Annotated in this window: 27 protein-coding genes; 15 read left to right on the top strand and 12 right to left on the bottom strand. The window is 41.9% G+C overall.

Annotated features, from left to right (window positions below; genetic code table 11):
* Positions 1 to 26: 26 nt before the first annotated feature.
* The 4 genes from FFF34_001485 (at position 27) to FFF34_001500 (ending at position 3148) form a co-directional block, all read left to right on the top strand.
* Entirely contained in the window at positions 27 to 974 is a 948-nt protein-coding gene (locus tag FFF34_001485; GenBank protein TSD66100.1) for a YbbR-like domain-containing protein, read from the top strand.
* Positions 975 to 1577: a dephospho-CoA kinase gene (locus FFF34_001490; protein ID TSD66101.1), complete on the top strand. Its 603-nt coding sequence runs from the start codon at positions 975 to 977 to the stop codon at positions 1575 to 1577.
* Positions 1574 to 2512 (top strand): exonuclease, encoded by a 939-nt coding sequence (locus FFF34_001495; protein ID TSD66102.1) that lies wholly within the window; start codon positions 1574 to 1576, stop codon positions 2510 to 2512. Before FFF34_001490 ends, FFF34_001495 begins: the two co-directional genes overlap by 4 nt.
* 186 nt (positions 2513 to 2698) lie before the next feature.
* Positions 2699 to 3148 carry a MarR family transcriptional regulator gene (locus FFF34_001500; protein TSD66103.1) on the top strand — a complete coding sequence of 150 codons (450 nt, stop codon included), beginning with the start codon at positions 2699 to 2701 and terminating at the stop codon, positions 3146 to 3148.
* A gap of 62 nt (positions 3149 to 3210) precedes the next feature.
* Here the strand turns inward: FFF34_001500 and FFF34_001505 are convergent, their stop codons facing one another.
* Positions 3211 to 3780, bottom strand: coding sequence for a phosphatase PAP2 family protein (locus FFF34_001505; GenBank protein TSD66104.1), 570 nt, complete (start codon positions 3778 to 3780; stop codon positions 3211 to 3213).
* A 105-nt stretch (positions 3781 to 3885) separates the two neighbouring features.
* Here FFF34_001505 and glmM point away from each other — a divergent pair, with 105 nt between their 5' ends.
* The 3 genes from glmM to FFF34_001520 all read left to right on the top strand — a co-directional run bounded on the left by glmM (position 3886) and on the right by FFF34_001520 (position 7323).
* Positions 3886 to 5274, top strand: a complete 1389-nt coding sequence (gene glmM / locus FFF34_001510; GenBank protein ID TSD66105.1) for a phosphoglucosamine mutase — start codon at positions 3886 to 3888, stop codon at positions 5272 to 5274.
* 129 nt (positions 5275 to 5403) lie between these two features.
* Complete coding sequence (locus tag FFF34_001515; GenBank protein ID TSD66106.1) at positions 5404 to 6540, top strand: cysteine desulfurase; 1137 nt, start codon at positions 5404 to 5406, stop codon at positions 6538 to 6540.
* Positions 6541 to 6627: 87 nt separating this feature from the next.
* The gene (locus FFF34_001520) at positions 6628 to 7323 is read left to right on the top strand and encodes a hypothetical protein (GenBank protein ID TSD66107.1); all 696 of its coding nucleotides are present in this window, start codon (positions 6628 to 6630) and stop codon (positions 7321 to 7323) included.
* Between the two features lie 74 nt (positions 7324 to 7397).
* Here the strand turns inward: FFF34_001520 and FFF34_001525 are convergent, their stop codons facing one another.
* On the bottom strand, positions 7398 to 8258 hold the full coding sequence (locus FFF34_001525) for an acetyl-CoA carboxylase carboxyltransferase subunit beta (GenBank protein ID TSD67932.1): 861 nt from the start codon (positions 8256 to 8258) through the stop codon (positions 7398 to 7400).
* A gap of 216 nt (positions 8259 to 8474) precedes the next feature.
* Here FFF34_001525 and fbaA point away from each other — a divergent pair, with 216 nt between their 5' ends.
* The 3 genes from fbaA to FFF34_001540 all read left to right on the top strand — a co-directional run bounded on the left by fbaA (position 8475) and on the right by FFF34_001540 (position 10535).
* On the top strand, positions 8475 to 9554 hold the full coding sequence (gene fbaA / locus FFF34_001530; GenBank protein TSD66108.1) for a class II fructose-bisphosphate aldolase: 1080 nt from the start codon (positions 8475 to 8477) through the stop codon (positions 9552 to 9554).
* A gap of 89 nt (positions 9555 to 9643) precedes the next feature.
* Positions 9644 to 10141 (top strand): low affinity iron permease family protein, encoded by a 498-nt coding sequence (locus FFF34_001535; protein ID TSD66109.1) that lies wholly within the window; start codon positions 9644 to 9646, stop codon positions 10139 to 10141.
* Complete coding sequence (locus FFF34_001540) at positions 10110 to 10535, top strand: GNAT family N-acetyltransferase (GenBank protein ID TSD66110.1); 426 nt, start codon at positions 10110 to 10112, stop codon at positions 10533 to 10535. Before FFF34_001535 ends, FFF34_001540 begins: the two co-directional genes overlap by 32 nt.
* Positions 10536 to 10604: 69 nt before the next feature.
* Here the strand turns inward: FFF34_001540 and FFF34_001545 are convergent, their stop codons facing one another.
* The 6 genes from FFF34_001545 to FFF34_001570 all read right to left on the bottom strand — a co-directional run bounded on the left by FFF34_001545 (position 10605) and on the right by FFF34_001570 (position 18109).
* Positions 10605 to 11468, bottom strand: a complete 864-nt coding sequence (locus tag FFF34_001545) for a hydroxymethylglutaryl-CoA lyase (protein ID TSD66111.1) — start codon at positions 11466 to 11468, stop codon at positions 10605 to 10607.
* Entirely contained in the window at positions 11468 to 12781 is a 1314-nt protein-coding gene (locus FFF34_001550) for an NAD(P)/FAD-dependent oxidoreductase (protein ID TSD66112.1), read from the bottom strand. Before FFF34_001550 ends, FFF34_001545 begins: the two co-directional genes overlap by 1 nt.
* 170 nt (positions 12782 to 12951) lie before the next feature.
* The gene (locus tag FFF34_001555; protein TSD66113.1) at positions 12952 to 15930 is read right to left on the bottom strand and encodes a protein translocase subunit SecDF; all 2979 of its coding nucleotides are present in this window, start codon (positions 15928 to 15930) and stop codon (positions 12952 to 12954) included.
* Between the two features lie 114 nt (positions 15931 to 16044).
* Positions 16045 to 16527: a dihydrofolate reductase gene (locus tag FFF34_001560; GenBank protein ID TSD66114.1), complete on the bottom strand. Its 483-nt coding sequence runs from the start codon at positions 16525 to 16527 to the stop codon at positions 16045 to 16047.
* A gap of 511 nt (positions 16528 to 17038) precedes the next feature.
* Positions 17039 to 17260, bottom strand: a complete 222-nt coding sequence (locus tag FFF34_001565; protein ID TSD66115.1) for a hypothetical protein — start codon at positions 17258 to 17260, stop codon at positions 17039 to 17041.
* Positions 17261 to 17287: 27 nt separating this feature from the next.
* On the bottom strand, positions 17288 to 18109 hold the full coding sequence (locus tag FFF34_001570; protein TSD66116.1) for a thymidylate synthase: 822 nt from the start codon (positions 18107 to 18109) through the stop codon (positions 17288 to 17290).
* 172 nt (positions 18110 to 18281) lie between these two features.
* Between FFF34_001570 and FFF34_001575 the strand changes: the two genes are divergently transcribed.
* Together FFF34_001575 and FFF34_001580 are read left to right on the top strand one after the other, a co-directional pair.
* Positions 18282 to 18485, top strand: a complete 204-nt coding sequence (locus FFF34_001575) for a hypothetical protein (GenBank protein ID TSD66117.1) — start codon at positions 18282 to 18284, stop codon at positions 18483 to 18485.
* Positions 18486 to 18777: 292 nt separating this feature from the next.
* Positions 18778 to 19584 (top strand): 4-(cytidine 5'-diphospho)-2-C-methyl-D-erythritol kinase, encoded by an 807-nt coding sequence (locus FFF34_001580; protein ID TSD66118.1) that lies wholly within the window; start codon positions 18778 to 18780, stop codon positions 19582 to 19584.
* Between the two features lie 123 nt (positions 19585 to 19707).
* On the opposite strand, the gene FFF34_001585 is transcribed toward FFF34_001580, so the two are convergent.
* The 4 genes from FFF34_001585 to tgt form a co-directional block, all read right to left on the bottom strand.
* Positions 19708 to 19986, bottom strand: coding sequence for a hypothetical protein (locus tag FFF34_001585; protein TSD66119.1), 279 nt, complete (start codon positions 19984 to 19986; stop codon positions 19708 to 19710).
* An 855-nt stretch (positions 19987 to 20841) separates the two neighbouring features.
* Complete coding sequence (locus FFF34_001590) at positions 20842 to 21747, bottom strand: EamA family transporter (GenBank protein TSD66120.1); 906 nt, start codon at positions 21745 to 21747, stop codon at positions 20842 to 20844.
* Positions 21747 to 22838 carry a YjgP/YjgQ family permease gene (locus FFF34_001595; protein TSD67933.1) on the bottom strand — a complete coding sequence of 364 codons (1092 nt, stop codon included), beginning with the start codon at positions 22836 to 22838 and terminating at the stop codon, positions 21747 to 21749. The genes FFF34_001590 and FFF34_001595 overlap by 1 nt, the downstream gene beginning before the upstream one ends.
* A gap of 24 nt (positions 22839 to 22862) precedes the next feature.
* Positions 22863 to 23993, bottom strand: a complete 1131-nt coding sequence (gene tgt, locus FFF34_001600; protein TSD66121.1) for a tRNA guanosine(34) transglycosylase Tgt — start codon at positions 23991 to 23993, stop codon at positions 22863 to 22865.
* Between the two features lie 162 nt (positions 23994 to 24155).
* Between tgt and FFF34_001605 the strand changes: the two genes are divergently transcribed.
* From FFF34_001605 to rsmG, 3 genes are read left to right on the top strand one after another with little or no spacing between them, the layout of a single operon-like run.
* A complete protein-coding gene (locus tag FFF34_001605; GenBank protein ID TSD66122.1) occupies positions 24156 to 25274 on the top strand; it encodes a glycosyltransferase in 1119 nt (372 codons plus the stop codon).
* The gene (locus tag FFF34_001610) at positions 25265 to 25870 is read left to right on the top strand and encodes a sigma-70 family RNA polymerase sigma factor (protein ID TSD66123.1); all 606 of its coding nucleotides are present in this window, start codon (positions 25265 to 25267) and stop codon (positions 25868 to 25870) included. The genes FFF34_001605 and FFF34_001610 overlap by 10 nt, the downstream gene beginning before the upstream one ends.
* Positions 25860 to 26486, top strand: coding sequence for a 16S rRNA (guanine(527)-N(7))-methyltransferase RsmG (gene rsmG, locus FFF34_001615; protein ID TSD66124.1), 627 nt, complete (start codon positions 25860 to 25862; stop codon positions 26484 to 26486). The genes FFF34_001610 and rsmG overlap by 11 nt, the downstream gene beginning before the upstream one ends.
* Positions 26487 to 26491 lie beyond the last annotated feature (5 nt).

Genomic DNA, 26491 nt, shown 5'->3' on the forward strand with positions numbered 1-26491 from the left:
TCGCTTTCTGCTTTATACCTCAAAATATGGCAATAATAAAATTATCAGCAATCGAACGCAGGCGCTTATCGGCCTTTGTTACTTGCCTGGTTATTGCCGTTTTTGCCTGGTTGTTTACCACGTTGTCTAACCCATACAAGTTTACGGTTAAGCAAATATTAACGTTTAAAAATGCCCCTCAAAAAAGGGCATACCATCCTTTGCAGTCAGATACCATCAACGCTATAGTTGAGGGTAGTGGCTGGCAAATGCTGTTTTCAAAAATGCAGCCCGAACGTAAAATAGTTACGGTTGACCTGCATACTTTAGAGAGTAAGAATTTTGTAGTGCTAAGCGCACAGTTAAAACAGATCAACGCAAAAAAAGATCCCGACCGCGAGATTATCGCGTTTAGCCCCGATACCTTGTTTTTTGATTTTAGCAGCCGCAGGGTTAAAAAAGTACCCGTACAATTGGTAGCCTCGTTGCAATATCAGCGGCAGTTTGCACAATCGGGCAACATTACCATAAGGCCTACCGATGTTACATTAAGCGGCCCGGCAGAAGTGCTTGAAAAAATAACCTCATGGAAAACAGATACAGTTAAGCTTAGGGGTCTTAATCAAAGTTTTAATTCAAGGGTAAATTTAAAAGCGGTTAGCGAGGGTAATTTAGATGTATTACCTAAAAGCGTTATGGTAAATATCCCAGTAGATGAATTTACCGAGAAAACGATAGAAATACCCGTTAAGCTGATAAACAACCACAACTATTACGATATTAAGGTATTCCCTTTAAAGGTTAAGGTTACTTTCACCACATCGTTAACCGATTACCCGGACGCTAATGAGGACGACTTTGAAGCAGTGGCCGACCTTGATCTTTGGCGCAAGCACGGCTATTCGGTGCTGCCTGTTAAGGTTACCCGTATGCCAAGCTACAGCAAGGTGGTAAAAATTGTACCACAGAATATTGACTTTATTATAAAAAAATAAATGTTTAAGATAGGCATCACCGGTAATATAGGCAGCGGCAAAACCACCGTATCCAAAATATTTGAAGTGCTGGGTATCCCGGTGTTTTATGCTGATGATGCGGCCAAAAGTGTAATGGTTACTGATGATGAACTGATAACAAGCATCAAAAGTACTTTTGGCGCCGAATCGTACTTTGCCGATGGCAGTTTAAACCGCAAGCATATAGCCGCTATAGTGTTTAATAACAAGGCAGAATTAGCCAAACTAAATGCCATAGTACACCCTGCAACTTTCCGCGCGTTTGATACCTGGGTAGCTAATGTAAAAGCAGATGCGCCTTACGTGTTAAAAGAAGCCGCTTTGTTGTTCGAGAGCGATTCGTACAAAATGTGTGATAGAACATTATTAGTTACCGCCCCGCTTGATGTACGTATAAAACGTGTTACCCAACGCGATGCCATCACCACTGCCGAAGCCAAAAGTCGTGATGACCGACAGTTTACCGAGGAGAAAAAGCGCGGTCTGGCCAATGATATAATTATAAATGACGATAGCCAATTGGTAATACCGCAAGTATTAAAGCTGCACCAGTTGTATTTGTCAATTGCCCGAAGTAAATGATAATTGATGATTTTGTTGCCTTTAACAGCAACGGCCTGTACTGTAAATACGGCGATTTTTACCTCGATCCTAAAGAACCCGTTACTAATGCGGTAATATCGCACGCCCATGCCGACCATGCCATAAGCGGCAATACCAATGTTTATGCTACTGCGGCTACTTTTGCCTTTATGCAGTTGCGATATGGTAACAGTGCCGCCAAAATAAGTTATGGCATTGCTTACAATACGCAATTTAGTATAGGCGATGTGCAGTTAACTCTTATTCCCGCTGGCCATATGCCCGGTTCGGCGCAAGTACTGATGGAGTATAGTGGTACGCGTTATTTGTATACAGGCGATTACAAGCTGCAGCCCGATGCTACCTGCGAACCTTTACAATTTGTAAAAGCCGATGTGCTGATAACCGAAAGCACCTTTGCCGACCCCAGCACCCAACACCCCGACCCGGTAGAAGAAATAAAAAAGCTGAACAACATTAACATCAATATACTGTTGGGCGCCTACAGCTTGGGTAAAAGCCAGCGATTGATACGCATGATAAACGACCATGCCCCGCAAAAAAAGATACTGGTACATCATCGCATTATGCCTATAAATGCTATTTACCAAAAAATGGGTTTTGAATTGGGCAACCACCAGATATATGGGCGCAAACTGATGAAAACGCAGGAAGAGTGGGTGTATATAGTGCCGCCCTTTACATTCGATAGTTATATCAGGGCAACAGGGGTAAAGCGCCTGTTTGCATCGGGCTGGAAGAACTTACAAGTGAATAAGCAGGATACGCTATTTATATCTGACCACGCAGACTGGAACGATATTATTAAAACTATTGAACAAACCCAGCCTCAACAACTATGGACCCTGCATGGCGACGGCACCCATTTAAAACACCATTTTAAAAACAATATTTTTGTGAAATTGCTTAATTAATGCTGCAACCAAACATTGATTACTATATAAACGAAGATGGTAACCTTGTATTTACCAGGGAGTACCATTTAAAAAGGGGCTATTGCTGTAAAAATAAATGCCTGCATTGCCCATGGAACTTTGGTAAACAGCAGCAAGTAAAACAAACAAAAGATAAATAGTTATATTTGTACCACTAATTTTAAAATGGGTATAGAAGAAGACATAAAAAGCACCAAGTTTGAGGATAATTACCATAAAGCAATTATCAACCTTAACTACACCTATGGTTGGTTAAGCAACTACGTGCGTCCTGTTTTTGAAGGCTATAACCTTACCCAGCAGCAATTTAACATACTGCGTATATTACGCGGCCAATACCCCAAACCTGCTACTGTAAACTTGCTAAAAGAACGCATGATAGACAAAATGTCGGATGCATCGCGTATTGTTGACCGTTTGGTGCAAAAGGGCCTGGTATCGCGCTGTACTAACTCTAACGACCGCCGCGCGGTTGATATCCGCATTAGCGAGGAAGGCCTGGCAATATTATCTAAAATGGACACATCCTTTAAAGCCAAGGACCTGTTTAAAGACAACCTTACCGACGAAGAAGCCGCGCAACTAAGCAACCTGCTCGATAAAATGAGGGGATAGATATTAAGCTTAAATCTTGAGGGTAAAGTTCTAAGTCTTAGATAAATTAAGTCTTTACTTTATTAAGCCACAAAATCAGGCTGCAGCTTTTTAAATCCTACTGCAAACAACCAACCAGCCAAGCTGCCGTATATAGCCCCACCGGTAACATCTACCGGGAAATGTACACCTACATACACTTGCGCAAAGCAAATAAGCGCGGCCCAAAACAGGGTGGCAGGCAATACCCATTTCCATCGTTTAAAAAACAGGCAGCTTAAAAATACAGCTATGGCAAAATGGTCGGTAGCATGGGTAGATGGGAAACTTAGCCCTGTGCCACAGTCAACCCGGCTGATAACTGTTTTTGAGGTAACGGCATCGCGGCAGGGGCGCACACGGGCAACGGCCGGTTTAATTAGGCGTGCACTGGTAAAATCGGCGAAGCCAACGGCTAATACCATCATGGCAATTAGTATAGCGCCTTGCTTTTTATATCGCCACAGGCAAAACACAATAATAAAGAGGTAAAGCGGTATCCAAAATTTAGGGTTACGCATTAGCGGCATCAATCCGTCAAAAAAGGAGTTGGACAGATCGTGGTTAATGAAATAAAATAAATGCCTGTCAAATTGTAATAGCTGGTCGGGCATTGGCGTTGTGCAATAACATGTGATGGCTAATAACCAAAGATGGGTAATTTTACATTGCTATCGCTTAAATATTTATATTTTTGCAGCTTAATAGCTTAAAATAATTTGACACTAATAAAATCTATTTCGGGCATAAGGGGAACAATTGGCGGTGCAGCCGGAGAAGGATTAACCCCATTGGATATTGTAAAGTTTACATCGGCTTTTGGTAGCTGGGCGGTAAAGCGTTCGGGCTTAAAAAAGATTGTGCTGGGCCGTGATGCGCGCTTATCGGGCAGTATGGTGAATAATTTGGTAATAGGCACACTACAGGGCTTGGGTATTGATGTAATTGACCTGGGGCTATCTACCACACCAACCGTAGAAGTTGCCGTTCCCGACGAGCAAGCTGCAGGCGGCATTATTTTAACCGCCAGCCACAACCCTAAACAATGGAATGCCCTTAAGCTACTGAACGAAAAAGGAGAGTTTATTAGTGATACAGATGGCAAGGAAGTTTTAGAGATTGCCGAGAGCAGCGACTTCATATACGCCGATGTAAACGACCTGGGCAAAGTAATTAACGATGATACTTACCTGCAAAAGCATATAGACAAGATATTGGCCCTGCCATTGGTTGACGTAAAAGCCATTGCCGCTGCCGATTTTAAAGTGGTGATTGATTGTGTTAACAGCACCGGCGGTATTTTTGTACCGGCTTTGCTAACAGCACTGGGCGTAAAAACAGTGCACCAACTGTATTGCGAGCCCGATGGGCATTTCCCGCATAACCCCGAGCCGCTGCCCGAAAACTTGATAGCCTTATCGCAAGAGGTGGTTAAAAAGAAGGCCGACCTGGGTATAGCTGTTGACCCTGATGTTGACCGCCTTTGTTTTGTAAACGAGGATGGCAGCATGTTTGGCGAAGAATATACACTGGTTGCCGTAGCCGATTACGTATTGAAGAATACGAAAGGTAATACCGTGTCTAACCTGTCATCAACACGTGCTTTGCGCGATGTTACCGAAAATGCAGGTGGCGAATACCATGCAGCGGCGGTAGGTGAGGTAAACGTGGTAAACAAAATGAAAGAAGTGAATGCCGTGATAGGTGGCGAGGGCAACGGCGGGGTAATATATCCCGAATTGCACTATGGCCGCGATGCTTTGGTAGGCATAGCCTTATTTTTAACGCACCTGGCTAAATATGGTAAGCCGGTATCGTTATTGCGCAGCTCATATCCAGGCTACTTTATCTCAAAAAACAAGATAACGCTAACGCCCGAAATGGATATAGATGCCCTGTTATTAAAGGTTGAAGAGAAATATAAAAAGCAGCCCCATTCTACAATTGACGGACTTAAAATAGAGTTTGACAAAGAATGGGTACATTTGCGCAAATCTAATACCGAGCCTATTATACGCATCTACTCTGAAGGAAACTCAGAAACGGTTGCAAATAGCCTGGCCAATAAGATAATTACAGATATAAAAGAAATACTTAAACTTAATTAATTATTGACTTATAGAAGAATTGAATTATTGATTGAAAAGCTTCAATGAATCAATAAATCAATAATTCAATAACTCAGTCCTCCAATAATTCAGTCATTCAATAAATTACTAACTCAATAATTGCCCCCAATGCGTGTTTACTTTGACAATGCCGCCACCACAGCCCTTGATCCTGAAGTTTTAAAGGAAATGTACAAGGTGATGGAAAGCCAGTTTGGCAACCCTTCATCAATACATGCCCATGGCCGCGAGGTGCGTACATTGATAGAGCGATCGCGCAAAACTATTGCGGGTTTACTGCATACATCACCTGCCGAAATATTTTTTACCAGCGGCGGCACCGAAGCTGATAACACAGCTATACGTTGCGGTATTGTTGACCATAAGCTAACGCATGCCATCACTACCAAGCTGGAGCACCATGCCGTTTTACATACCTTACAGGCCATGCAAAAGGCAGGCACTATTAAACTAAGCTATGCCGATGTAGATAGCAAGGGTAATGTAGATTATAACCACTTAGAAACCTTGCTAAAAAGCAACGAGCGCAGTTTTGTGTCGTTAATGCATGCCAACAACGAACTGGGTACCTTAACCGACCTGGAAAAAGTTGGCGACCTGTGCGAAGCATACAATGCCATGCTGCATAGCGATACCGTACAAACTGTTGGCCACTACAAGCACGATCTTAGCAAACTTAAGCTGCACTTTATGGTTTGCGCGGCGCATAAGCTGCACGGGCCAAAAGGCGTGGGCTTTTTGCACATTAACCACAAGGTTAAAATAAACCCGATGATATATGGCGGCTCACAGGAACGTAATATGCGCGGCGGCACCGAGAATGTTTATGGTATAGCCGGCCTTGCCAAAGCCCTTGAAATGGCTTACGCCGAAATGGATGCCCATCAAAATTACATACAGGACCTAAAAAGTTACATGAAAGCTAAGTTAGAGCAGGAAGTGCAAGGCGTAAGCTTTAATGGCGAAACCGATCCGGCTAAAAGCTTGTACACCGTATTAAATGTATCGTTCCCCGAAATGGAAATGGCCGATATGTTGTTGTTTAACCTTGATATTGCAGGTATATCGGCATCTGGTGGCAGCGCATGCAGTTCTGGTACGGATATTGGTTCGCATGTTTTAACTGCGATTGGGGCTAATCCCGACAGGCCTTCAGTACGCTTCTCGTTCTCAAAATACAACACTAAGGATGAGGTTGACTACACCGTAGCCAAACTACGTGAGTTATGCGCGGTTAGTGTATAGTTAGTTAAATTATTTTCTTTTTTAGAAAAATAGGCAAACAATTAGTTGATTTAGTAGGTTGTTTTAGGACAATTTAAAAACAAACCTATGATGACTACTAATGAAAACACCTGGAGCGAAGATTTGAATAATCAAGGCCAGGGCAGCGGTTCTACTTCCTTTGGTACACCCGATACCGGCGATACCACCAATAGAAACTACAGCGATGATATTAACGATGAATCGGGCTTAGACGAAGATGTGCTGAACGATTCTGACAACGGCAATATACCGGGCAGCTATTCATCTAACGAAAGCATGAGCGGCATCAACAGCCCCGATGATGACGATGACCTGGCTACAGGCGACGATATACCTGATGACGATGACGATTTAGTAGGGGGTGACGACCTGGACACCGAAGATGATGTGGACACTGAGGATGACCTGGATGCTGATTATGATGAAACCGACCTGGATGATGATACAGAAGGAGGTGGCAGCAACAGCGCTGGTTATACATCAGGTTTAAGCGGCTCATCTATATCGGGCAGTTCAGATCCTGACGAGATACCCGAGCAGGGCCAATCGGGTAACGAAGGTACCGGTTACACGCAGCAAAACGAGCAACAGCAGCAACAAGGTGGCAATGATGCATCGTACAGCGAACAAAATGATGTAACCCCACCCAACCAACATGAATTTCCGTCTACAGGATCGCCTCAAACAGATTTTGCAAGCCGCGACCAGGGCCGTACAACCGGACGTATGATAGGCCACGAGCCGGGTACCGAGGGGATATAACCAGCAATTTGAATAAAAAAAAGGCGTCCCATAATTGGAACGCCTTTTTACGTTTATAAAACGTGTATATTTTGTTAAGAAGCTGTTTCAGCGGGTGCTAACATTTTTAAAAATGATGCTAACTTCTCTTTCATTTCTCTTCTGTCCACTATAAAATCAAGGAAACCATGTTCCTGCACAAACTCAGCAGTTTGGAAACCTTTGGGCAAATCTTTTTTAATAGTTTCTTTAATAACCCTTGGGCCTGCAAAACCTATCAATGCACCGGGCTCGGCAATATTAATATCGCCCAGCATAGCGTATGATGCTGTTACACCACCTGTGGTAGGGTCGGTTAGTAAAGATATATAAGGTACTTTTGCCTGGCTTAAAAGGGCCAGTTTGGCCGATGTTTTGGCCATTTGCATCAGCGAGAATGCCGCCTCCATCATACGCGCACCGCCCGATTTGGATATCATTAAAAAGGGTACTTTGTTGGCAATGCTGTAATCTATAGATCGGGCAATCTTTTCGCCAACTACAGACCCCATAGATCCGCCTATAAAGTTAAAGTCCATACAGGCAATAACCAGGGGTACGCCGTTCATTTTGCCAAAACCGGCGCGTATAGCATCGGTTAAGCCGGTCTTCTTTTTAGTTTCAACCAGCCTGTCGGTGTATTTTTTGGTATCGGTAAAGTGCAGCGGGTCGCCTGAATGCAGGTCGGCAAACAGTTCGGTAAACTGGTTGTCGTCAAACAAAACCGAAAAATATTCTTTTGAGCCAATGCGTAAATGAAAGCCACAGTAGTGGCAAACGTATTGGTTTTCTACCTGTTCAGAGTAGTGGAGGGGTTTTTTACATTGAGGGCATTTGTTCCAAATCCCGTCCGGCGCTTCCTTCTTTTCCTCAGTGGTCGTAATTATCCCTTTGATTTCACGCTTAAACCAAGCCATATCTATTTCTAAATCTTTCAAGTATCTGCAAAGAAACGAAAAAAGCTTGTAAAGGTTATATTAGTTTAAAAAAGTTATTGCAAAGGTTGTAATGGTTATAGTTGTTGTAAAGGTTAGCGTACTATTTTAAAGGCTATATGCACCAATCAACTTTTCAAGCTTTAAACATTCAAAATTTCAACAATTTTTATAACTTCGAGGCCCAAACATAAGCTCATGGATTTAAAAAATTATAGAGGTGTGCTGCACGGAGACCAGGTGCAGGCATTATTTGAAGCAGCAAAAAAACATCAGTTTGCATTACCTGCGGTAAACGTTATAGGTACAAACACAATTAATGCTGTTATGGAAACTGCCGCGGCAGTAAAATCTCCGGTTATTATTCAACTATCAAATGGCGGCGCACAGTTTTACGCTGGCAAATCGTTAGATAATTCAAAACTGCAAGCCTGTATATTAGGTGGCGTATCTGCCGCTAAACACGTGCATTTATTAGCCGAACATTATGGTGTAGCGGTTATATTACACACCGACCATGCTGCTAAAAAATTATTACCATGGATAGACGGTTTGCTGGAGCACGGCGAAAAATTCTTTGCCGAAACAGGTAAACCTTTGTTCTCTTCGCACATGCTTGATCTTTCTGAAGAGCCTATCGAAGAAAATATAGAAATATCAGCAAAATATTTACAGCGCATGGCCAAAATGGGCATGACGGTTGAAATTGAATTAGGCGTAACAGGCGGCGAAGAAGACGGCGTTGATAACAGCGATGTTGATAGCTCACGTTTATACACCCAGCCAGAGGAAGTGGCCTACGCTTACGAAGAACTATCTAAAGTTAGTCACCGCTTTACCATTGCCGCCGCATTTGGTAACGTGCATGGTGTTTACAAACCGGGCAACGTTAAACTACAGCCGGTTATTTTGCACAACTCGCAGGAGTTTTTAAAGAAGAAACATAATATTGCTGCCGATAAGCCTATCAACTTTGTATTCCACGGTGGTTCGGGCTCGAGCCAGGAAGAAATTCGCGAAGCGATATCATACGGTGCAATAAAAATGAATATTGATACCGATATGCAGTTTGCATTTTGGGAAGGTATAAGAGATTACTACCAGGCTAAAGAAGGCTACCTGCAATCGCAAATTGGTAATCCCGAAGGTGAAGACTCGCCTAACAAAAAATATTACGACCCGCGCGTTTGGTTGCGCAAAGCCGAAGAAACTTTTGTAAAAAGGTTAACCGTTGCTTTTGGCGACCTAAATTGTATAGATGTAAACAGCAAGCTGTAAGCTACCGTACAACGTACAGGAATTTAAAAAGCGCCATGGTAGAACATTGGCGCTTTTTTTAGGTTGTAATGAAAATTAATTTTTAAGGTATGGCCAAAAAGAAGAAGAATTTATTTGAGCGTTTTGCCAACTGGGCAACAATGGCAACCGGCAGCTCGGCTGCTTTTATAATAGCTATAAGCACAATAATTGTATGGCTGATAACAGGGCCAATATTTAATTATTCGGATACCTGGCAGCTTATTATTAATACAGGTACAACCATTGTTACCTTTTTAATGGTGTTTTTGATACAAAAATCTCAAAATAAAGATTCAAAGGCGGTACATTTGAAACTGAACGAGCTGCTTGCATCGCACCAGGGTGCAAGTAACCGTATGGTAGATATTGAAGACCTGAGCGAAGTAGAGTTAGACCAATTACATAAGTTTTATGTAAAACTATCTGACCTTGCCGAGCAGGAGGATGATATAACCTGCACCCACTCGATAGATGCTGCAGAAGACAACCACAACACCAAACTAACCGGATTTAAAGCTAAAACGCATTATCAACATGCCAAAAACAGAGGTAAACAAAGTAAGTGACCCGGCCGACCTTGAAAAGGTTTTTGCCATACGTAAAGAAGTATTTGTTGGCGAGCAAAACTGCCCGCCCGAACTGGAATGGGAATTTGAGGATGAATCGACCCATTTTTTGGCGACTGTAGACGGCGAACCGGCTGGTGCATCGCGCTGGCGTAAAACCGATAAAGGCTATAAGCTGGAGCGTTTTGCAGTGCTATCAAAATTCAGGGGTAATGGTGTAGGCCAGGCTTTGGTAAAAACCGTTTTAGCCGACTTGCCCGCCGATGTCGATTATGTTTATATGCACGCGCAAATTGCCGCGGTAACCCTGTACGAGCGTTTCGGCTTCCAAAAAACAGGCCCGCAGTTTGAAGAGGCAGGTATACAGCATTTTACAATGGTACGGAAGAAGTAGAATAAAGATTAAGAGCCAGGAGACAGGACGGTTATCCCGTCATAAAAATGCCCTTAGTTTAAATTGGGGCTAAGATGAGAAAACTTTACCTGAGTAATCCATCGCTTCCTGTAATTTGTCCAAATTAAGCCCCAGGTCGATGTTTTGGTGCAGCAGGTATGCTATCAGGTTTTCGGTAGCGATGTTGCCTGTAAGCTCGTCTTTGGCCATTGGGCAGCCACCATAGCCCTTTAATGCAGCATCAAATTTTGTACAGCCGCTTTCGTAGGCCGCAGCCACCTTTTCCTGCCAGCTATCGGGGGTAGAGTGGAGGTGCGCTCCTAATTCTATTTCCTCAAATTCATTTTTCAAAGCAGGGTATAATGTACTGATCTGCGCGGGTGTGGCAATGCCTATGGTATCTGATAATGCTATATTGGTAATGCCTTCCTGCATCATCCTATCTGCCCAGTGCATTACTATCTCAGGGCTCCATACATCGCCGTAGGGGTTGCCAAAGCCCATGGATAGGTATATGAGCGGTATTTTATCTTTAACGGCACACAGGGCAGCTATTTGCTTTACATTGTCAAACGCCTGCCCGATGGTGGTATTGGTATTACGCAGCTGAAAAGTTTCGGAGATAGAAAAGGGATAACCCAGGTAAGTGATCTCGTGATGATTGGCCGCTTCTTCTGCCCCGCGGTAATTGGCGATGATGGCCAGCAGCTTTGAATTGGTGTTACTTAGATCGAGCTTGCTTAACACTTCGGCGGTATCGCGCATTTGCGGTATAGCTTTTGGCGATACAAAGCTGCCGAAATCTATGGTATCAAAACCTACCTGTAAAAGCAGGTTAATATAGGCCGCCTTAACATCGGTAGGTATAAAATCTGTTAGGCCCTGCATGGCATCGCGGGGGCACTCGGTAATTTTTACGGGGGTGTAGGCCATTAATCGGGTAATGATACTTGTTCGTCTTTTTGCACCAGTTCGTCGCGCTTAAAGTTACGAATAATGAGCCTGCTGCCGCCATTGTAGGTTAAATAGCTGGCAACCCAGTTAATAAATACAATTACACGGTTGCGCCCGCCCATTAACGATATCAGGTGAATAAACATCCATATCAACCAGGCAAAAAATCCCTGAAATTTTAGCTTACCCAAATCGGCAATGGCCTTGTTACGGCCTATGGTAGCTAACGATCCTTTGTCGTTGTATTTAAATGGCTCGGGCTGCTGGTTGTTTAACAGGCGTACAATGTTTTTACCGGTTAGTTCGCCCATTTGTATGGCCACTTGCGCCACGCCGGGGTGTCCCTTTGGCGTTTCGTCGGTTATCATGGCCGATACGTCGCCGATGGCAAAAATATTGGGGTGGCCCGTTACCCGCAAACTACTGTCGACCCGTATGCGGTTGCCGCGCTCAATGGCATCTTTTGATACGCCATCGGGTACAACGCCCATTACGCCTGCCGACCATATTACATTTTTAGTACGGATACTTTTACCGCCTTCAAATTTTATCTCGTTACCATCATAGCTGTCTACCTTGGTGCCTAAAAGCATCTCTACACCCATGCCGGTTAAAAAATCCTGCGCGGCCTTTGATCCTTCGTCAGAGAAAGGGCCGAGTACCTTTGGTAAAAAATCTACCAGGTACACCTTCATTTCGTCTTTACTTAGCTCGGGGTAGTCTTTATTTAATACGTGGTTGCGCAGCTCGGCTAAAGCCCCTGCAAGCTCTACACCGGTAGGTCCGGCACCCACCAGTACAAACGACAGGTACGGCGCGCGTTCTTCCTTAGAGGGCTTTAAAATGGCTTCCTCGAGGTTTTGTAGCACCATATACCGCAGGTTAAGCGCCTCGGGTATAGATTTCATGGGCATGGCGTAATGCTCAATCTCTTTATTGCCAAAAAAATTGGTGGTCGATCCGGTGGCTATTACCAGGTAATCGTATTTGATATCGCCTATGGTGGTATTAATGGTGTTAGTATCTGTATCAATAGCGTTCACCTCGGTATGGCGAAAACGAAGGTTTTTTTGCCCCTCGAAATTCTTACGCAACGAAAAAGCGATAGACTCGGCCTCTAAACTGCCGGTGGCCACCTGGTATAGCAGGGGCTGAAAAGTATGATAGTTATGTTTATCTATCAATATAACTTCTACCGGCTTGTTGGCCAGTTGCTTGGCAACCTGTATGCCGCCAAAACCGCCACCTATAATGGCTACTACCGGGAATTTTGATTGATCAGTGGGGTTCATGATAATAACAGTAGATTTTGTGTAAAGCTAACAAAAAGCCCCCTCTAAATCTCCCCCAAAAAGGGAGACTTTAAAGCCCTCTCCTTAGGGGAGGGTTGGGAGGGGCTTATATGTAAAACAAAAAAGGCTCCAAATGTTCTTTGGAGCCTTTAATTTTATGAGATAATTGCTTATCGCAGGTCTTTTTTTCCAAAGTCGATGATAACCGGTGTGGCTACACATATAGACGAGTAGGTACCAAAGATAACCCCTATCAATAAAGCGAATGAAAAACCACGGATAACATCGCCACCAAAAGCAAATAATACAACCAATATCATTATCACGGTTAACGCGGTAATAACGGTACGGCTTAAGGTATTATTAATGGCATGGTTAATAACCTCTTTAGGGTCATCGGTTTTTGCATGGTGCAGCTCAAGGAACTCGCGGATACGGTCAAATACTACTACCGTATCGTTAATAGAGTAACCTATTACGGTTAACAGGGCTGCTATAAACGCCTGGTCGATATCTAAAGAGAACGGAAGTATATCCTTAAACAACGAGAAGAACGACAATACCAACAACGAATCGTGCGCGGTAGCGATCATCGCACCTAAGCTAAACTGCCATTTACGGAAACGGATAAGGATGTAAGCCGAGATAACCAGGATGGCAATAATAATGGTCCATTTTGCAGATGCCTTTACCTCGTTAGCAATAGTAGGCTCAACCTTTTGATACCTGATATCCTGGTCTGCCGCTATTTTAGTTTCGGGGTTTGCAGCTAAGGCAGTTAATAAAGTATTTTTTACTTTATCATCCGCGCTTGGCGTATTATCGGTTATCAGGTAGTTGGTATTGATACTCATTTTGTTATCGGTACCGTAAGTTTTTATCTCGGTACCGCGGCCAAGTTTAGTATCTAAAATTCCGTGCAATTGCTCGGTTGTAACCGGTTTTTCAAACTTAACAATGTAGGTACGGCCACCACCAAAGTCTACACCGTAGTTAAAACCACGGGTTGCCATTGATATTAAACCGGCTACAATGAAAATGCCTGAGAAAGCATAAAACTTAAACCTGTTTTTAACAAAGCCATAGTTGGCGTTTTTAAAGGTATGTGAGCTCCATGGGCGAGAGAATTTGATATCCCAACCTCTTTCTAACATAAATTCAAATATCAACCTTGATATCAGTAACGAGCAGAACAGGGTAGTAATGATACCTATCATCAGGGTAGTTGCAAAACCCTGGATAGGGCCCGAACCAAAGATGAACAGGATAACACCTGTTAAGAAGGTACTGATGTTGGCATCTAAAATAGATGGTAAGGCATGTTTAAAACCATCGGCAACGGCTATGCGTAACGATTTGCCTAAGGCAAGCTCTTCACGTACACGCTCGTACACCAACACGTTGGCATCAACAGCTACACCCAATATCAGGATGATACCTGCAATACCAGGTAAGGTTAACACCGCACGTAGGCTTATTAATACACCCATCAGGAAAAACACGTTAACTAATACCGCAACAACAGCTACAGTACCTGCACGATTATAGTAAGCCACCATGAAGATCATGATAACTACCAAACCTAATATACATGATAATAAACCAGCGCTGATAGCTTCCTGGCCTAATGACGGGCCAACCACTTCTTCGCCGATGATGCGGGCAGGTGCCGGTAAACGGCCTGCTTTTAACACGTTGGCTAAATCTTGGGTATTTTCTAAGGTGAAGTTACCACCAGATATTGATGATACACCGCCAGAAATTTCGTTTTGAACGTTAGGGGCCGAGTAAACGTTATCATCTAACACGATAGCGATGGCTCTTTTTTGTGCGCCTGCAGATGCTTCAGCAGTAACGGTTTTCCATTTTTGCGCACCTTGCGAGTTCATGTACATGGTAACTTCGTAACCACCTCTTGTTTGGTCAACATCGCTACGGGCATCATTTATCACATCGCCATCTAACACAGGGCCATTTTCGGCACCGGCTAATTTAATAGCGTATAATTCAAACACCTTTGTTTTTTCGATAGGTTTTACACCCCAAAGGAATTTTAAGTTTTGCGGAATAACTGATTTTACATCGGCACTACGCAGATAGGTATTTACCTTGGCGGTATCCTTAACCTGCGAGTAACCCACAATAGGGCCCGGGTTTAATTGCTGCTGGCCGTTGGCATCCTGAGCAGTAACCGGCGACATAACCGAGAATAACGGGTTTTGCAAAGCTAATTGTGCTTTGTTGTTTAAACCCGAAGAATCTTTGCTGGTGCTGTTTTTTAATTTGTTTAACAACGTAAGCGCCGAATCTTTTGCTGATGCAGGGGTTTTAGCTTTCGCTGCGTCAGCAGTTTTGGCGGTGTCTTTAGTTACCGTTTTATTTTTAGCGGCTAATATGCCGTTAATGTTGTTTAACAGCGGGTAAATTTCGGTGTTATCATAAGTTTGATAAAACTCCAATTTTGCAGTACCCGATAATAATTTACGCACACGCTCGGGCTCTTTAACACCCGGTAGCTCAATTAAGATACGGTTGGTGCTTTTTTGCAGCTGAATGTTTGGCTGTGTTACACCAAACTGATCTATACGGGTATGTAATACGGTGTATGATTGTTGTACCGCAACCGTAGCCTGGTCCCTAAGGTATTTTTCAACATCACTGTTAGTTGAGTTGAATTTTAATTTGTCCTGGTTATTGCTGTTTGCAAATATCGAAGCCAGTTTACCGTTTGGTGCAAGTTTTTCGTATTCGTCAACAAAAAGGGTAATATAATCCTTTTGCTCGCCGGCAGTGCTTCTTGCCTGTGCGTTAGTTAATGCCTGGTTAAAGGCAACGTCAGGGTTTTTGTTGGCCAATGCCGTTACCAGTTCGCGTAACGATATTTGCATCGTAACGTTCATACCGCCTTTTAAATCTAAACCTAAAGCAAGCTCGCGGTCTAAACAATATTGGTAGTTATGGCCAAATAACGGATATACCGGTTGTGTAGAAATAGAATCGAGATAAGCGCGTTCCTTTTCAGCATTGCCCTTTGAATATTCCTTGGCATCGTTCCTAACTTTATGAGCCACCCATGTAAATGATAGCTGGTACAAACACACCACAGCCAGCAGAATGGCGAAAAATTTAATAACCCCTTTACCTTGCATCGCGAATTAAATATGTAATTAATTAGTTTATAAGCTTTTTAAATAAGACGGCAAATCTAATAAAATTTCACAAGCATGAAATTTTTAATTGAAACAAAATAATCCCGGATTTTGTTAGCGTCGGTTTAAGGTGATAAAAGAGTAGGGAAGGGGGTTTTTGTCATCAGGCTCGTTATATTCACGGCTTACCTCATGCCATTGCTCATAGTCTATTTCGGGGAAAAACGTATCGGCATCAAAGTCTTTATGTATAATGGTTAAATATATGCGGTCGGTTTTGTCCATAGCCTGGCGGTAAATTTCGGCCCCGCCGCCAATAAATACTTCGTCCTCGTGCGCGCAAAGGGCCAGGCCCTCGTCAATTGATTTTACCACTTCGCAGCCCGGTATGGTAATAGCTTGCCTGGTAACCACAATATTGCGGCGGTTGGGCAGCGGTTTACCTACCGACTCATACGTTTTGCGCCCCATAATAATGGTACGGCCCGATGTTACAGTTTTAAAATGCTTCAAGTCCTTAGGCATATGCCAAAGCAACTGGTTGTTTTTACCAATGGCGTAGTTTTGAGCAATAGCGACGATGATGGATATGGTCATTTGGCAAGTTTGGTTAGTAATTCTCTATTGTCGTCAATGATTTTATCTATACGTTTAACAAAATCATCATCATTCCCTGTTTTTTTCATGTATTGCAAAACTTCCAATAAATATTTGTCCGGTAGTTCATCTATTTTAAAGTGAATTTCTTTTAATAATTCGTCTCGGGTCATAAAGTAATTTATTATAGATCGAACCCTTCATTTCTTAGGTTCTTTAAAATATGTTGTTCGTCTACAGAAGAATAATCAGCTTTGTCATAAATGTCAGCTAAAAGCACCTGTTCCTTTTTGTAAATAACACAGGTGATAATTCTTGCCCCTCCGGATTTGCCACGCCCTTTACTGCTTATACGTAGCCTAACTTTAAACATGTTATTACCTAAAGGTGTTCCTATATCAGGCTTTTCGGACAATTCAGCTATAAAACCAGCAAGATCTTGTTTTAAGGAGGGGTATTTTTTAGCTAACGCCTTTGCTTGTTTTTTTTAAACGTATCGCTATATCGAATATCATAATTCATTAAGCAATTCAGCTATAGGGTAGGTTTTAAGCTTACCTTCTTCAAATAATTTAGCATCATTAAATGCATGCTTATACCTTAGCTGTAATTCTGCTTCTTCTAATTTGTGAATAAGCTCTTCACGCTCTTTATTAAGAGCATCCCATTGTTTAAATGGAACAAGCACGCTCGTTTTTTCACCCTTGGTGTTTGTTAAAAATTGTACGCTCATAATAACCCAAATTTACAAAATAACTGACTAAACCGCAACAACACCCTTTATGTGCGGATGTGGGTCGTAATTTTCTAAAGTAAAGTCCTCAAACTTAAAGCCAAAAATATCTTTCACTTCCGGGTTAATCTTCATGGTAGGCAGTGGCCTTGGTTCGCGGCTTAGTTGCAGGCGGGTTTGTTCCAGGTGGTTGTTGTACAAATGGGCATCGCCAAATGTGTGTACAAAGTCGCCGTAATCCAGGTCGCATACCTGTGCCATCATCATGGTTAGCAGGGCATAGGAGGCTATATTGAATGGTACCCCCAAAAATATATCGGCGCTGCGCTGGTATAACTGGCATGAAAGTTTGCCTTTTAACTCCCCCTTTAGGGTATTGGGGGGCTGCACATAAAACTGGAACAGGCTATGGCAGGGTGGCAGGGCCATTTGGTTAACATCGGCCACGTTCCAGGCCGATACCATGATGCGGCGCGAATCGGGGTTGTTCTTTAGCTGGTTTACTACTTGTGTAATCTGGTCTATATGCCCCCCATCGGGTTTGGGCCACGACCGCCATTGGTAACCATACACCGGGCCGAGGTTGCCGTTCTCGTCGGCCCATTCGTCCCAAATGCGCACGCCGTTGTCTTTTAAGTACTGTATGTTGGTATCGCCGCTCAAAAACCATATCAACTCGTGGATGATTGATTTAAGGTGCAGCTTTTTGGTGGTCACCATCGGGAACCCCTCTTGCAGGTTAAAACGCATTTGGTAGCCAAACACACTTAAGGTACCGGTTCCGGTGCGGTCGTGCTTTTGCGCGCCGTTCTCCATCACATGCCGCATCAGGTCGAGGTATTGTTTCATCTTTGTTGGGTTGTAAGGGTTGTAGTGGTTGTAAGGGTTGTAGTTAAGGGAAACCTTTAAAACTACTGCAACTAAATGCAAATAAAAATATTCTAATTTTGGTATCCTACAGATGTGCAAAAATACACACTGTGTTAATCAATTCCTGAATGAATAATTTTATATTTGTATTATGGAGATTTTGATAGCTCATCCTGTCACTCAGGAACAGTCGGATGCTTTGAAGGCTATTATGAAAGCCCTTAAAGTCGATTTTGAGGTTGAAGACATGGCCTTTCCTGATAGTGTGATAGCTGGTGTTAAAGAATCCTTGCAGCAAGCCAAGGATAATAATGTTATGCCTTACAGCGGAATAAAAGCTATGATGGATAGCTGATGAGCCTGGCTATTTATTATACTCCCCGAGCCAAACAAACACTAACAGCTGTCTACTCATTTATTAATGGCAGCTTTGGCATTTCCGAAGCTGACAAGTTTGTAGCCAAGACCGAAAAACTATAAAGTTGATAAGCGATCATCCTTACATGTTTAGGTCATCTGATGTTTCTGACGATGTTCGCGTAGCATTTATAACAAAACAAACTTCGAGGTTTTACTATGTTACCAAAACTAAAATTGATATTTTATTTTTTTGGGATAACAGGCAGAAGCCATTTTATCAACTATAGATGATCGTATTTCCAAACGCAAAGATAAATATAGGCCTTAACATTATAGCCCGCCGACCGGATGGTTACCACGACCTGGAAACTGTTTTTTACCCGGTGAAGATAAACGATGTGCTGGAGGTGATAGAAGCCGACAAGCTAAGCTTCGACTACTCGGGCCTCGACATCCCCGGCGACTTTGACGATAACCTTTGCATTAAGGGCTACCACTTGCTAAAACACGATCATCCAAAACTGCCGCCGGTAAAAATACACCTGCACAAAAATATACCCATAGGGGCGGGGCTTGGCGGTGGGTCGGCAGATGCTGCATTTTTCATCAAACTGATGAACGACAAGTTTGGCCTGGGGCTATCTGCCGACCGCATGATGGACTATGCCCGCCGGCTTGGTGCCGACTGCGCCTTCTTTATTGAGAACCAACCGGTGTTTGCTTTTGACAGGGGAGATGAGTTTGAAAAAGTGAACCTGGACCTATCGGCTTATAAAATTGTGTTAGTGATGCCGGATGCCCATATATCTACCGCAGAGGCTTACAGGGGTGTAAAACCGTCGCCAACTGCCGAATCGTTATACGACCTTGTAAAAATGCCCTTAACGGCATGGAAAAGGCACATTAAGAATGATTTTGAAGGTCATATCTTCCGCGATCATCCTGTTATACGTGGCGTAAAAGCTACCTTGTATGAGCAAGGTGCATTATACGCCAGTATGAGCGGTTCTGGCGCATCGGTTTTTGGCATTTTTGAAAACACGCCAAACCTTGAAAAGATGGAAAGTGAAAATCAAATTTTTTATGCCGTTTAGTTTTTCTGTGAGGTAGTACCACCCCACGAAAAAAAGAGAAAATTTTATAGGGAGACCTGCAAAAAAAGAGAAAAAATTATAGCAGGACCTGTAAAAAAAACGAAGGCTTTTGCGGTGTTTTTATTAACTTATATAATCGCGGTCTTCGTCACTTAGTGTTTTGGGATCATCTTTCCCGTGGATGCTGTCGTGATAATCTTCAATATCGTATTTCTTGTTTTTGGGTCGCCCAACCAATACACCCACAATAAAAGCTATCACCGCAACCGAGGCAAGTATCGCTACTTTTGAAATATAGAAATCGCCGAACAGGATGGTGAATTTTACCGCGTCGGTATTCTGCATGATAACGATGGTTAGCAGCACTACAATTACCAGGACAAAAATATTTTTGATGCTCATAAAATCTCTTGGGTTATGGTTTATACAAGATGCGGTTTTTAAATGTTTTTTTAAAATGCTTTTTTGCAGCTGCGAAAATTGGTGTATCGAAACAAAGCCGGGTTTGGCAACGTGTTGTGCTTTTTGTAAAATGAACAGCGGGCGAGAGGATAGGTTTTAAAGTTCTTGCCTTAATTCAAAAAATCTCCGGCTGATGTAGTCATCCGAAAAGTACGGTCGGCAAAAATCCTTTGTTAAATCTCACGTTATTACTGCTTCAATTCTTTCACATATTTACTGTCAAAATTAAAATTTGTATACATTCGGTAGTACTTCACCGATTTTTTTAAAATCTTTAAAATAGCTTTCAATACACTATCATAAGCTTGCAGGCTTAAAATCCAATTGTAAATTTTTAAGTTATATAACACCTTATTTAACGGTGATTAATAAGTATTTGAATTGCTTTAATAACGAAGTTGTCAACAAGTTATAATTTGTACTAATATTATTAGTATATGTTTTTTGTAAAATCGTTTTTTTATTTAAATATTTACTTTTTATAGTTATTCTAAATAATTGATTATCAATATTTTATATACTGTTAAATATTTCTGTATTATGGCAAGTTTTCTGTAAATTAAGTGTGTGTGTCTTCCATTTTTTGCGTTTGTATACAGAATGCTACAAATAAGCGTTTGATACACTAATTAAAACTTGTATTTTGACCCTGCTTCTCTCAAATATATTTGACGGCCATTTACTGCTTCGCGAAAAGATAAGGGCCTATAGAGCTTTAAAATGGCCCAATTAAAAAGGCAAAACTTTGCCCCTACCCTACAAGGGAAGTGAGACAAGTAATGAAAATTTAGCGAACTATTGGCGCGATCTGCGCTTAGCAACCTGTTTTTGGGCAAACGGAAAAAGGAAGATAGTAGACAGGATAATAACAGAACCTACCCAAAAGCCAATGCTCATTTTGTTCATGTCGCCAAAAAAAACAAAGGCCATTATGATACCGTATACAGGCTCCAGGTTGGTAATAAGCGCCACCCGAAAGGCCGATAGCTCCCTCATTACCGATACCCCGGCAACATAAGCCAGCGATGTACAAACAGTACCCAGTATAAAAAGATAGCCCAGGTCGGCGGGTTTAGGTATACTAAAATTGGTAAAGCCACCGGTAACCAACAGGTAAATGCTTATCCACAAAAACGCCCCAGAAAGTTCGTAAAAGGCAATCACAGGCGCTTCGTGGTGCTTTACCTGGCGGCCGTTTATTATGGCAAAAAGGCTGGCCAGTATTGCGCTAACCAGGCCTGCAATAATACCCTTAGTGTACTGAGTTTCGAACTTGAATATTAATACGATACCTGATATTATAAAAATGCCTGCAATTATCTCCATCTTGGATATGGCCTTTTTATTGATAATCGGCTCAAAAATAGCGGTAAAAAGAGTGATTGAAGACAAGCAAACCAGCGTTACCGGAACGGTTGAAAGCTTAATTGAAGCAAAAAAAAGTACCCAATGCCCGCCTACTAATGCGCCTGTAAAAATCAATTTCAGAAAGGTATTGCGGCTAACTTTAAAGGCTGTTTTGTTAAATTTAAAGTATAAAAATAGCGATATACTGGCAATTAAAACACGGTACCAAACTAAATTTACTGCCGAAATTGATATCAATTGACCTAGAATTCCTGTAAAACCCCATACAAATACTGTAAAATGTAGTATCATCAGGTTCTTATTAACTGATAAATTTTGGCTTTTTTCAGTCATTATTTTGGTGCTTTTGCTATTAAAAACCAGCCCAGTAACCCAAACACCACATTAGGAATAAACACCGCTATTAATGGCGGAAAGCCACCTTTAATGGCAAATACAAATGCAAAACGGTTTACCACAATATAGGTAAAACATAAAAAAATACCTATTCCTAGGGGCAAACCTACGCCACCGCGTACCTTGCGGGAGGCTATTGCCACGCCTATAAAAGCCAGTACATAGGATGATAATGGATCAACGAAGCGGCGGTATTTTTCAAATAACATATCGGTTAAAGCGCCGGTGCCGCGTATCCTTTCCTTATCAATTCCAGTGTTCAGATCGGCCATAGACATGGCCCCATATATGTTACTTGTTACGTTATCATGTACTTCAAAATCTACCGGGCGCATGTCTAAAACAGTATCAATAGGCGGGCCGTCGCGTTTATAAAACTCTTTAAAACCGTTAACATACCGTACTGCAGGACTGATAATTTTCCATCTTGTTTTAACAGAATCGAACACGATACTTGGCGCGGTGAGCTTCATTTTAAGTTCGTCGCCATCAAATTTTTCAAGAATAAAGTTATAACCAGTGCGTACCTGCGGGTCAAAAGACTGCATAAAAACGAAGGTGTTTTTATCTAATTGTATGTGTACTTCACTCTTGGTGGGGTCATCGCCAATAAAAAAATTAGCACTTTCAAAGGTCACCTTTATCTTATTTGTATAAGGTATAATAAAAACATTGGCTATAAACGATATAACGAATATGATTGACGCCGATATAAAATAGGGGCGCAGGTATCGGTTAAAACTGGCTTTACTGGTTAAAATGGGCACAATTTCTGTTTGGTTGGCCATTTTTGCAGTAAAGTATATTACCGCCAAAAAGTTGATTAAAGGCGATAACAGGTTCATATAAAACGGTATGAAACCCAGGTAATAATCAAAAATGATCTCGTTTAAGCTATTATGGTGGTTTAAAAAATTATCCAGGTGCTCAGATATATCAAAAACCACAGATATTACTATAAATAGCATCAGGGTAAAAACAAACGTACCCAGGTACTTTTTTATAATATACCAGTCGATAACTTTTATGTACCTGTTTAACAATCCTCTCATTTATAATCTTTGGCCTAAACGGTTTACCATTGTGTTTTTCCAGTTATAAAACTCACCCTCAATAATTTTTTTGCGCGCCTCTTTAACCAGCCATATGTAAAAGTGCAGGTTATGCAGTGTAGCTATCTGTGCGCCAAGCATCTCGCCCGAATGTATAAGGTGGCGTAAATAGGCCTTTGTATAACATTTATCTGCAAAAAGCTCGCTATCCGCCTCAATGGGCGAAAAGTCATTCTTCCATTTTTCGTTTTTGATATTGATAATGCCACTTTTGGTAAAAAGCATGCCGTTACGAGCATTTCGCGTAGGCATTACACAATCAAACATATCAATACCTAAGGCAATATTTTCCAAAATATTAACCGGTGTGCCCACACCCATCAAATAACGTGGTTTTTGCTCTGGTAATATATTGCATACAACTTCTGTCATGGCATACATTTCTTCGGCCGGCTCGCCTACAGATAGGCCGCCAATGGCGTTCCCTTCGCGCTCAAAAGAGGCGATAACCTCAGCCGAGCGTACCCTAAGGTCCTTATAAACCGACCCTTGTACAATAGGGAACAGCGTTTGAGTATACCCGTATTTTGGCTGGGTACTATCAAAGCGGTCACAGCAGCGTTTAAGCCAGCGGTGCGTCATCTCTATCGATCTTTTAGCGTAATTATAATCGCAGGGGTAGGGTGTGCATTCGTCAAATGCCATTATAATATCGGCACCAATAATGCGCTGTATATCCATAACATTCTCGGGCGTAAACAAGTGCCTTGAGCCGTCAATATGCGACCTAAACGTTACACCTTCTTCCTTTATCTTACGTACTTCGGTAAGCGAATATACCTGGTAGCCACCGCTGTCGGTTAAAATAGGGCCTTCCCAACCATTAAATTTATGCAAGCCGCCTGCGCTTTCAAGAGTGTCTAAACCTGGCCTTAAGTATAGGTGATAAGTGTTACCTAAAATAATTTGTGCTTCGATATCATCCTTCAACTCGCGCTGATGTACTGCTTTTACCGTGCCTGCTGTGCCCACGGGCATAAAAATAGGCGTTTGTATCACCCCATGATCTGTAGTAACCTCGCCTGCGCGGGCTTTTGAAAGTGGGTCTTGTGCTGTTAAATTAAATTTCATTTATGGGCAGCAAAATTAACGATTTAGGTTGGAATGCTTGCTGTTGTTAATAAAGGTAAAAAGTAAATATACATCAATCTTAACTCCATTAGATTTGCCAAAACTTTTACGAAAAAAACTCACCTATTTTTAACAAATTTGCACCTAGTTATATTAAGGGGTTTGGAAGCTTACATTCAAGAGGCATTATTCGTTCTATTTCAGCTTTGTTTTATCGTTCAGCTGTATTACCTGCTAACTAATCACAGCAGGCTTAACGGTTACGCCCCTGTACAGGAATTACCCAAAATTAACATACCCGTGTCTGTTATAATAAGTGCCCGTAACGAGGCGCAAAACCTTACCGAAAACTTACCCTACATTTTGCAGCAAAACTACCCGGATTTTGAAGTGATAGTTATTAACGACTGTTCTAACGATAACTCGGACATGGTATTGCTCGAAATTCAGCAAGAATTTAAACACCTTAAAGTAGTTACTATAACGGAACACGACCGTTTTAAAACAGGGAAAAAGTTCGCTTTAACCTTAGGTATTAAAGCTGCTAAAAACGAACATTTATTGTTTACAGATGCTGATTGTAAACCAGCTACCTTAAACTGGATAACCCGCATGATAGCGAATCTTACCGGTGAAGTACAAATAGTGTTGGGTTATTCGCCATATTATCGTAGCAACAATTTTTTAAATCCTATCATCAGGTTCGAGACGCTAAAGACGGCCATTAATTATTTATCGATGGCGTTAAACGGCGATGCATACATGGGCATTGGGCGCAATTTGGCTTATACTAAATCATTGTTTTTTAACGCTAAAGGCTTTGCAGCCCATATGCATGTAATGTCGGGCGATGATGATCTGTTTGTTAACCAAAATGCTACGGCACAAAATACTGCTATCGAAATACATCCCGAAACTTTTGTATACACCCCTGCTAAAAGAACTTTTGGTAGTTGGTTCAGGCAAAAAAAGCGACATATGGGGGTGGGGAAACTGTATAAAAATCGCCACAGGCGCATGCTTAGCTTTGATGCCGTAAGCGGCTTTTTATTTTATGTTTTACTTATATTATGCTTAATTTTTGAGTTTGAACCAATACTGGCATTAAGTATGCTTGTTTTTAGGCTGTTGCTGCAGTTAGTAATATACAGGAAAATATTTAAACGTTTAAAAAGCAGGGATTTGCTTTGGTACCTCCCGCTTATTGATATGATATATTATACATACCTGAATGTATTTGGTTTGATAGGTACTTTTATAAAAACCACCCGATGGAAATAAATTCACATTTTACCGAGAACGCCAAAAACGATTTTCACCTGGTGGTTAAAGCAAGGGAAGGTAACCAAAAAGCTTATGCCGACCTGATGCATCGTTATAAAGATTCTATTTACTTTATGGTGCTTAAAATGGTTAATAACAAAGAGGACGCTATGGACCTTACTGTTGAAACCTTTGCCAAGGCATTTGAAAAATTAGACAAATACCAGCCAGAATATGCTTTTAGTACCTGGCTGTTTAGGGTAGCCACCAATAACTGTATCGATTTTATACGTAAAAAGAAGCTGAACACCCAATCTATACATGGTATGATGGATGAGGATGGGGATGAAAAGCCGTTGCAAATAAAATCGGACGTGCTAAACCCCGAAGAATCGTCTATTAAAAAACAGCAGACCGAAGAACTAAAGCTGTTAATAGAAAGTTTGCCACAGCGTTACCGTAACCTTATTACCTTGCGTTATTTTGACGAGCTATCGTATGAAGAAATAGCCCAGCACCTTGATTTGCCTTTAGGTACCGTTAAGGCACAACTATTTAGGGCCCGATATCTTTTAGGCAATATCATCAACCGATATAACAAGGATGACATCTGATCTGATACTGAAGTATTTTCCCGATATAACCCCTGCACAACAGGAGCAATTTGCCCGCCTGCAAGAACTTTATACTTTTTGGAATAACCAGATAAATGTAATATCGCGCAAGGATATCGACCTGCTTTACGAGCGGCATGTGCTGCACTCATTAGGCATAGCCAAAGTAATGGCATTTTTGCCCGGCGAAGCAGTACTGGATGTAGGTACAGGCGGCGGGTTCCCGGGCATACCGCTGGCTATATTATTCCCCGACACCCAATTTCACTTAGTAGATTCAATAGGAAAGAAGATAAAAGTGGTAAATGAGGTTGCCCTGGCTTTAGGCTTAAAAAATGTTAAAGCATCACATGCAAGGGCTGAAGAGGTGAAGGAAAAGTTTGATTTTGTGGTATCAAGGGCGGTTACACAGCTTAAAGATTTCTACCCTTGGGTAAAAGGCAAATTTAATAAAGTAGCTAAGAACAAATTACCTAACGGAATACTGTATTTAAAAGGGGGGGACCTTACGCAAGAAATTGCCGACGCGGGTTTAGCCGTTCAGCAATTCTACCTCAAAAATTATTTCGAGGAGGAGTTTTTCGATACCAAACAGGTTATCTACGTAAAGGGATAGCCTGG

The organism is Inquilinus sp. KBS0705 (assembly GCA_005938025.2).
Lineage (GTDB): Bacteria > Bacteroidota > Bacteroidia > Sphingobacteriales > Sphingobacteriaceae > Mucilaginibacter.